The sequence below is a fragment of the Bradyrhizobium sp. genome (genome assembly GCF_016213215.1).
Classification (GTDB): Bacteria; Pseudomonadota; Alphaproteobacteria; order Rhizobiales; family Xanthobacteraceae; genus Bradyrhizobium.
Map to the genome: position 1 here is coordinate 1 of NZ_JACRAW010000104.1, position 8925 is coordinate 8925.

General features: G+C 62.6%; 7 protein-coding genes. All 7 read left to right on the forward strand.

Translation table 11 applies throughout. The features are described 5' to 3' along the window. Window positions 1-1540: N-6 DNA methylase (locus HY852_RS17825; RefSeq protein WP_291606102.1), on the forward strand; the 1540-nt coding region annotated here is incomplete at its 5' end. Window positions 1541-1591: 51 nt separating this feature from the next. After that, window positions 1592-1879: a GIY-YIG nuclease family protein gene (locus HY852_RS17830; protein WP_291606103.1), complete on the forward strand. Its 288-nt coding sequence runs from the start codon at window positions 1592-1594 to the stop codon at window positions 1877-1879. Between the two features lie 258 nt (window positions 1880-2137). After that, window positions 2138-3337: a restriction endonuclease subunit S gene (locus HY852_RS17835; protein WP_291606104.1), complete on the forward strand. Its 1200-nt coding sequence runs from the start codon at window positions 2138-2140 to the stop codon at window positions 3335-3337. Window positions 3338-3401: 64 nt separating this feature from the next. Then, complete coding sequence (locus HY852_RS17840; RefSeq protein ID WP_291606105.1) at window positions 3402-4205, forward strand: hypothetical protein; 804 nt, start codon at window positions 3402-3404, stop codon at window positions 4203-4205. A 79-nt stretch (window positions 4206-4284) separates the two neighbouring features. Continuing rightward, the gene (locus HY852_RS17845) at window positions 4285-5082 is read left to right on the forward strand and encodes a nucleotidyl transferase AbiEii/AbiGii toxin family protein (RefSeq protein ID WP_291606106.1); all 798 of its coding nucleotides are present in this window, start codon (window positions 4285-4287) and stop codon (window positions 5080-5082) included. Next, the gene (locus tag HY852_RS17850) at window positions 5079-7043 is read left to right on the forward strand and encodes a type I restriction endonuclease (protein WP_291606107.1); all 1965 of its coding nucleotides are present in this window, start codon (window positions 5079-5081) and stop codon (window positions 7041-7043) included. The genes HY852_RS17845 and HY852_RS17850 overlap by 4 nt, the downstream gene beginning before the upstream one ends. A gap of 151 nt (window positions 7044-7194) precedes the next feature. Next, the gene (locus tag HY852_RS17855) at window positions 7195-8517 is read left to right on the forward strand and encodes a type I restriction enzyme endonuclease domain-containing protein (protein ID WP_291606108.1); all 1323 of its coding nucleotides are present in this window, start codon (window positions 7195-7197) and stop codon (window positions 8515-8517) included. Window positions 8518-8925 lie beyond the last annotated feature (408 nt).

Below are 8925 nucleotides of genomic sequence, written 5' to 3' on the forward strand. Positions count from 1 at the left end.
CGAGCCCGACCATGGCACGGTGTTCGACCCCGCCTGCGGTTCGGGCGGAATGTTCGTGCAATCCAGCCACTTCATCGAGCACGAGGGTGGCGACACGGCCAAGAGGGTCGTCTTCTACGGGCAGGAGAAGAACCGCGACACGATCCGGCTCGCCAAGATGAACCTCGCGGTCCACGGGCTGGAGGGGAAGATCGCCGAGGCCATCACCTACTACCAGGACGAGCACACCCTCGCGGGCAAGTGCGACTTCGTGATGGCCAATCCGCCTTTCAACGTGGACCTGGTGGACGCAGAGCGCATCAAGGGCGACCCGCGCCTGCCCTTCGGCCTGCCGGGCGTGAACAAGCAGAAGAAGGTCGGCAACGGCAACTACCTCTGGATCTCCTACTTCTGGAGCTACCTGAGCGCGAAGGGCCGCGCTGGCTTCGTCATGTCCTCGCAGGCCAGCAGCGCCGGCCACGGCGAGAAGGAGGTGCGCCGCAAGATCGTCGAGACGGGCGGCGTGGACGTGATGATCTCCATCCGCTCCAACTTCTTCTACACCCGCACCGTCCCCTGCGAGCTGTGGCACTTCGACCGGGCCAAGCTGCCCGAGCGCAAGCACAAGGTGCTGATGCTCGACGCGCGCAACGTCTACCGCAAGGTCACGCGCAAGATTTACGACTTCTCGCCCGAGCAGATGCACAACCTCGCAGCGATCGTCTGGCTCTACCGCGGCCAGCAACAGCGGTTCCTGGGGCTGGTGAAGGACTACCTCGGCCGCGTCTGCGCCGAGGGCGCCGCCATCCCCGGGGCGCTCTTGCCCTTCGAGGCCACGCTCGCCGACCTGCGCGGACGCTTCGATGCGCTGGCCGTGGCGATTGCGGAGCACACCGAACTAGACGCCGACAAGAAGCAGGTGCTCGCCGATGCCGTCACCGAACTGCGCCAGGCGGCCGCGCTCTACGCGCCCGACGCGAAGAAGCTCCGCGAAAGCCTCGCTGCCTTCATCCAAAAGTACGCCCAGGCACCGCCCGACAAGAACGACGCCCAGCATGCGGCGCGAAAGGCGTTCGACGCCACCGCCGAGGCGATCCGCGGCCTCGTCAAGCAGGTGGACCTGCTGTACAAGCTGGCGGGGCGCGTAGCCGACCTGGGCGCCGAGCTGGCGGCCGACGATGCGATCTCCGCCGCCTACGACCGCCGTGCCACTGGCCGGCTGGTGAAGCAGCTCGACGAGGAGCGCAAGGCCGCCGTCGAACAGTTGAAGCACGCCGCCTACTTCCACCGGCAGGTGGCGTGGCTCCAGGACCGCTTCCCGAAGGCCGAGCTGCAGGCCGTGCCGGGGCTAGTGAAGCTGGTGGACCGCGCGGAGATCCAGGCCGCCGACTGGAGTCTCACCCCCGGCCGCTACGTCGGCGTCGCTCCGCCGGAAGAAGACGAGGACTTCGACTTCGAGCAGACACTACGCGATATCCACACCGAGCTGGCCGACCTCAACCAGGAAGCGACGGAGCTTGCAGCGAAGATTCAGGAGAACTTCGAGGAACTGGGAGTGTGACGCCACAACCCGTCATTCCGGCGAAAGCCGGAATCCAGTGACCGACAGCGCATGAAACAGCCGGCCGTGTATATCCTTGCAAGTCGCCGGAATGGGACCCTGTATACGGGGGTGACATCATCTCTCGCCCAACGAGTCTGGCAACACAAGAGCGATGTGACCGAGGGGTTCTCGAAGCGATACGGCGTACATCTTTTGGTTTGGTATGAGCTGCACGAAACGATGGAGTCGGCCATAAGTCGCGAGAAGGCGATCAAGGAGTGGAAGCGCAACTGGAAGCTGGAATTGATCGAGAAAACCAATCCCACCTGGCGGGACTTGTATGCGTCGATACTCTGACCGGAGTTGCTCGGCTGTTCTATACACAGCGACGTCAATCACCGCACAATCTTGCGTTCCCGCGAAAACGAGAATCCAGGAAAAACCTGGATTCCGGGTCAAGCCCGGAATGACGAAGAGGACAGGGTTTATGTCGTTATGTATAGTAGACATGGGACGTCACACCGGCGTAAGCCGGTGTCCAGAGACCTTCTGGATTCCGGCTTTCGCCGGAATGACGGCGGCGAAGATTCAGGAGAACTTCGAGGAGTTGGGGGCATGACCGCGCATCCGGCTCCGACGCTCGACGAGATATGCGAGTTCATCGTCGATTGTCTGCATAGGACCGCCCCAACACAGGACACCGGCTTTCCGCTTATTCGCACACCAAACATAGGGAAAGGGCGTCTCATCTTCGATGACGTGTATCGGGTGTCCGATGAGACATATGAGACCTGGACTCAGCGTGCCGTGCCCGAAGCTGGCGACCTCATCCTTGCTCGCGAGGCACCGGCGGGGAACATCGCGGTCGTCAAGAATGGAGAACGCGTCTGTCTGGGTCAGAGAACGGTTCATCTGCGTCCCAACCCAGATAAGGTCGATTCGGATTTCCTCTGCTACTTCCTTCTCACACCTTCGCAGCAAGGAGTCCTCCTGGCGGGCGAAACGGGTGCAACCGCAAAGCACGTTAACATGGGGGACATCCGCAAGCTGAAGCTTGAGGGTCTTCCAGATTTGCAGGTTCAGAAGCGCGCGGGTGCCATCCTCTCCGCCTACGACGACCTGATCGAGAACAACCGTCGGCGGATGGCATTGTTGGAGGAGGCGGCGCGGCAGCTCTACCGCGAGTGGTTCGTCCGCCTCCGCTTCCCCGGCCACGAGCACATCCGCATCACCAACGGCGTGCCGGAGGGGTGGGAGAGGAATACGCTTGGTGATTTGTGCGAGGAAGTTCGCGAATCAGTCAAGCCAGACGCGCTTGAGCCAAGTACCCCGTACATTGGCCTCGAGCACATGCCGCGGCGGTCAATCTCTCTCAGCGAATGGGGTACGGCCGAGCAGGTAACCAGCAGCAAACACCGCTTCCGTCAGGGCGACATCCTGTTCGGGAAGATCCGTCCGTACTTTCACAAGGTAGGTGTTGCATTCGTCGATGGCGTCGCATCTTCTGACGCAATCGTCATCCGTCCACTCGACTCGGCGCTACACGGGCTAGTGCTGATGACGGTATCGAGCGACCTGTTTGTGGCTGTAACCGCGCAGACCATGAGGGAAGGCTCGAAGATGCCGCGCGCGGACTGGAAGCAAATGCAGGCGTACAGGGTTCCTCTGCCACCTCACGGGCTCCTGAGCAGCTTCGAGAGTGTCGTACGCTCCACCGTTGAGCAGTTGAAGACGCTTACTTTTGCTAACCACAAGTTGCGCGCTGCCCGCGACCTGCTCCTGCCACGCCTGATGAGCGGAGAGATCGCGGTCTAGGGGTTGTCTGGTATTTCTTGTAAATGCCTTGACAGGGGATTAGCGAGAAATATAGAGTGGTGGGGTGAAACAGCGGCTCGGACGCCTGGAGGCGCAGTTTTTCGCCTACGCGCAGATGCGCAAGCTCCGCACTGTGCGCCGCGGCGATCTCTCGGGATCGATGCTCGGGTTGACGCCCGATCAGGAGCGGAAACTCCTGAGCCGGCTCGCCCGAGCACAGCTGATCGCGCGGGTGCGGCGCGGCCTCTATCTCGTTCCGCCCCGGCTGCCGCTCGGCGGCGCCTGGACGCCCGACGAGATCCTGGCGATCAACACCCTGATCGCGGATCGTCAGGGCCGCTACCAAATCTGTGGCCCCAACGCCTTCAATCGCTACGGCTACGACGACCAGCTGCCCAACCGGATCTACGCCTACAACAACCGCCTCTCCGGCGATCGCACGATCGGGGCGGTCAACCTGACCCTCATCAAGGTCGCGGACGAGCGTCTGGGAGAAACCCAGGAGCAGAAGACCGCAGATGGCGAGACAGCCGTCTACTCATCGCGCGCCCGGACGCTTCTCGACGCGGTCTATGACTGGTCCCGATTTGGCAGCCTGCCGCGCGCGTACGACTGGATTCGCGCCGACCTTCGTGCCGGGCGAGTCCGGCCGGTCGACCTCGTACGCATCACCCTGCGCTACGGCGACGTCGGCGCCATCCGGCGGATCGGCGCGCTGCTCGATCGCGAGGGCGTTGACAAACGGCAGCTGCGAAGGCTCGAACAGCGACTCCGCACGCCGAAGAATCCGATTCCTTGGATCCCCGGGCGCGCCCGACGCGGTAACGCCGATCGGCGCTGGGGCATTGTCTGGAACGATCGTGCCTGAGCCAACTCGCCTCCACTGGCACGAGGACTCGAATGCGTTTCGGGACCTCCTGACCCTGACAGCCGCGAGAGTGGGCTTCTTGGTCCGGCTCGTTGAGAAAGACTACTTCTGCTCTGTGCTGCTGGAGTACCTCGCGGCAAGTTGCCCGAGCCTGGTCTTCAAAGGCGGAACCTGCCTGGCCAAGGTGCATACAGAGTTCCACCGCATGAGCGAGGACCTGGATTTCACCATCCCCGTCCCCGTGGAAACGGCGAGATCCGCCAGAAGCCGGTTGGCGGTAGAGCTGAAGGGGGCGATGGCTGAGATCGAGCACCGGCTGCCGGCCTTCCGTGCGGTCAGCCCCTTGCGAGGAGCGAACAACTCGACCCAGTACATTGCCGAAGTCGCCTACACGTCGCGGGTCGGACTAGGGGACGAGACGATCAAGATCGAGGCGGGCTTGCGCGAGCCCTTGCTGACGCCGGCAATCCGTGGCGAGGCGCGGACCCTTCTGCGCGGTCCGGCGTCGGATCGTCCGCTTGTCCCGGCCCTGTCCCTGCCCTGCCTGTCACACGACGAAACCATGGCGGAGAAGCTCCGGGCGGCCCTTTCGCGCCGGGATCCGGCGATCCGAGACTTCTACGACGTCGATCACATCGTGCACCATCGCGGCTATCGCGTGGAGGATCCGGCGTTCCTGACGCTCGTCCGGTGGAAGCTCGAGATGCCGGGGAACTCCGTCGTCGATCTCTCAACGGTCCGCTTCGCGGCCCTGAGTTCTCAACTCGACACGGCCCTCAAGCCGGTGCTCCGCCCGGCGGATTTCGCGAGGTTCGATCTGGACCGGGCCTTCGCAACCGTGGCCGAGGTGGCGGCCGCGCTCGGCCGAACTCCATGATCACCGACATCAACAGCGAAGACCGGCTGGTCCAGCAGACCTTCGCCGCGCATCTGGAGAAGGTACTCGGCTGGGAGAGTGTCTATGCCTACAACGCCGAGACATTCGGGCCGAACGGCACACTGGGGCGCATTTCTGAGCGGGATGTGGTGCTCGTGCGCGATCTGCGCGCGGCGCTGGAGCGCATGAACCCGGACATTCCTACACCAGCGCGGGAGCAGGCCATCGAAAAGCTGACGCGCGCAGACTTCGCCCGGTCGCTGGTGCAGCACAATCGCGAGTTCTATGGCTTCATTCGGGACGGGGTGCCGGTGGAGTGGCGCGATGCCCAGGGGGAGACGCGGCATGCCTTGGCGAAGGTCATCGACTTCTGCAATGCGGCCCACAACCGCTTTCTCGCAGTCCGAGAGCTGAAAATCCAGGGCGTGCGCGTGCCGCACTACAACCGCCGCGCCGACTTGGTCTGCTTCGTCAACGGCCTGCCGCTAGTGTTCATAGAGCTCAAGGGGGTGTATCGGAACATCCGCGCGGGCTTTGACGACAACCTCACAGACTACCTGACCGAGACGAGCATCGCGCACGCGTTCCATCACAACGCCCTCCTGGTGGTGAGTAACGGCGACCGCGCCCGCTACGGCTCCGTCACGAGCAAGTGGGAACACTTTGTAGAGTGGAAGCGCAACGACGAGAAGGACAAGGGGCGGGTGGAGGCCCGGGTGCTCCTAGACGGCATGCTGACCAAAGAGCGGCTGCTCGATCTGGTGGAGAACTTCATCCTATTCGACGACAGTCGGGCAGGCGGCACGCGCAAGGTGATCGCGCGCAACCATCAGGTTTTGGGCGTGAACAACGCCGTCGCCTCGGTAGAGCGGCAGGAAGCGTTGAAGCGTGAGTATCCCGAGCGCAAAAAGTGGCGTGCCGTGTATCGGATGAATCCCGACAAGTCGTCCCCAACCCTGACTGTGCTGGCCGACATACCGCCGGAAACATTGCGCCTCGCGGCAGAAGCCGGGCACAAACCATCCTCGTTCCCCGAAGATCCCAACCCTGTCCTGCCCCTGGTCGAGCGTGCGCACCCCGATCTCGGGCGGTTGGGCGTCTTCTGGCACACGCAGGGTAGCGGCAAGTCCTACTCGATGGTGTTCTTCGCCGAGAAGGTGCGGCGCGTCGTGCCGGGCAATTTCACCTTCGTGATCATGACCGACCGCGAAGACCTGGACGACCAGATCTGTCGCACGTTCATTGGCTGTGGGGTGACCGACGAGAAAACGCCGCGGGCCGGCTCAGGCAAGGAGTTGAAAGCGATCCTCCGGGAAAATCATCGCTTCGTGTTTAGCCTGATTCACAAGTTCAACCAGGACGTGAAGGAGGCGTACAGCAAGCGCGACGACATTATCGTGATATCGGACGAGGCGCACCGGACCCAAGCGGGCAAGTTCGCCCGCAACATGCGCTTGGCTCTGCCCAACGCTTCGTTCATCGGCTTCACCGGCACGCCGCTCTTCAAGCACGATCATCTGACCCGCCGCATCTTCGGCGGTTACGTCTCGCGCTACGACTTCAAGCGCTCCGAAGAAGACCAGTCCACGGTGAGGCTGGTCTATGAAAACCGGGGCGAAAAGCTGGGCATCGTCCGACTCGACCTGAACGACCGCATCGCCGCGAAGATCGAGGAAGCCGAACTCGACCCTGACCAAATGTCCTTGCTGGAAAAGCTGCTCGGCAAGGACTACGAGGTCATCACCGCCGGAGACCGCCTGGACAAGCTGGCGGACGACTTCGTGGAGCACTGCTCGACGCGCTGGGAGACCGGCAAGTCGATGCTGCTGTGTATCGACAAGGTGACGTGCGCCCGGATGTTCCAACGCATCGAACCGCGCTGGAAGGCGAAGCTCGCACAGTTGAAGGCCGTCATCCCGCAGAAGGAGGCGGAGCTGGCGGCGGCATCCGACCCAGATTGAGAAGGAGCGCCTTGGCAAGTCGCTGGAGAAGCTGAGCGGGCAGGCGCAATGGATGGAAAGCACCATTATCGAGATCATCATCAGCGAAGCGCAGAACGAGGTGCGCGACTTTCAGAGATGGGACTTCGACATCATCCCACATCGCGTCGTGATGAAGACCGGCTTCCAGACACCCGACGGCAAGCGGGTGGGCGTGGACGACGCCTTCAAAGACCCTCGGCACCCGTTCCGAATCGCCATCATCTGCGCCATGTGGCTCACGGGCTTTGATGTCGAGTGCCTGGCCACGCTCTACATCGACAAGCCGATGAAGGCCCACACGCTCATGCAGGCCGTCGCCCGCGCCAACCGCGTCTATCCGGGCAAGGATTGCGGCGTGATCGTGGACTATAACGGCATGCTCAAGAGCTTGCGCGAGGCGCTTGCGCAGTACGCGACCGGAGATGACGAGGGAAGCGACGGCGGCGGCATCGTGGCGCCGATCGAGGAGTTGGTCGCCGCGCTGGCGCAAGCCATCGAGGCAGCGGAGAAGCATCTGAAGGGCTTGGGCTTTGACCCGGCTCGGCTGATGGGCGCGACGGGTTTCACCCGTATCCAGACGCTCCGCGATGCCGTGGACGCGCTTTACGCCTCGGACGAGGCGAAGCGCCGCTTCGAGATTATGTCGCGGCAGGTCTTCATTCGATTCAAGGCGCTGCTGATGGAGCCGAGCGCACTTGCCTACGCCGAGCGCCACGACAACATCGAGACCCTCTACAAGAAGCTCCAAGAGAAGCGCGACACAGCCGACGTGACGGAGTTGATCAAAGAACTGCACAAGATCGTGAACGACGCCATCCGGGCGCAGGATGTCGGCGAGGACCACGCAGAAGGACTGACGATGGACCTCAGTCGGATCGACTTCGCCAAGCTGCGCGACGAGTTTGCAAGAAAAGTGAAGCGCAAGCACGCCGCCCTGCAGGACATCCGTGACGTGGTCGAGAAGAAGATCGAGCAGATGCTCGCCCGCAATCCCACGCGGATGGACTACTACAAGAAGTATCAGGAGATCATCGCGGACTACAACCGCGAGAAGGATCGCGTGACGGTGGAAGAGACCTTCGCGAAGCTGGTCGAGCTGGCCAACAACCTCGACGCCGAACAGAAACGGGCGGCGGAAGAGGGCTTGACCGATGATGAACTGGCGCTGTTCGACCTGCTCTTCAAGGAGAACATCAGCAAGGCCGATCGCGAACGGCTCAAGCAAGCCAGCAAGGCCCTGCTCGCATCGCTCCAGGAGTTGCTTGAGCCGATGCAAAACTGGACGCAGAACACGACCACTCAGGCCGAGGTGAAGATCTTCATCCTCGACACCCTCTGGCAATCACTGCCGCGGCCGCCATTCTCGGATGAGGAAACCGAGGCGCTGGCTGGCCGCGTGTACGACTACGTCTGGCAGCGGAACACAAGCGGCCAAGCTTTGGTTGCGGCGTAGTACGTCGCAAGGCGGTGGAGGGGATTTCCGGAAGCGAGTGGCGGAGGTTGCGATGGCTTCTGCTCCCCGCGGTCGGAGGCCTCATGCTGGGGTTGGGCGTGATCGGTTCTTGACGGAGAGCGAGGCCGTCGCCCGAAGCGGAACGCGGGTGCTGGTGGGAGCCGGAGCCGTCCGCTGACTCCGACCTCTTGCTCCGACGAGTTCTCCCGTTGGCGCCTGATCTTAGACTCATCACCCAGAAAAATGAGGCGTTCGGTCTATTGTCACCAATGCGCGGTCGTAAGTATTGCGAAAAGAGTCGCAGCATCCGCTGACTCCGATGAAATTCTCTCAGGAGAGCTACTACGGGATCGACGTGATGATCGCTCTGGCTCAGCTCGACCCTGCCCGGCACGCCAGGATCGAGGA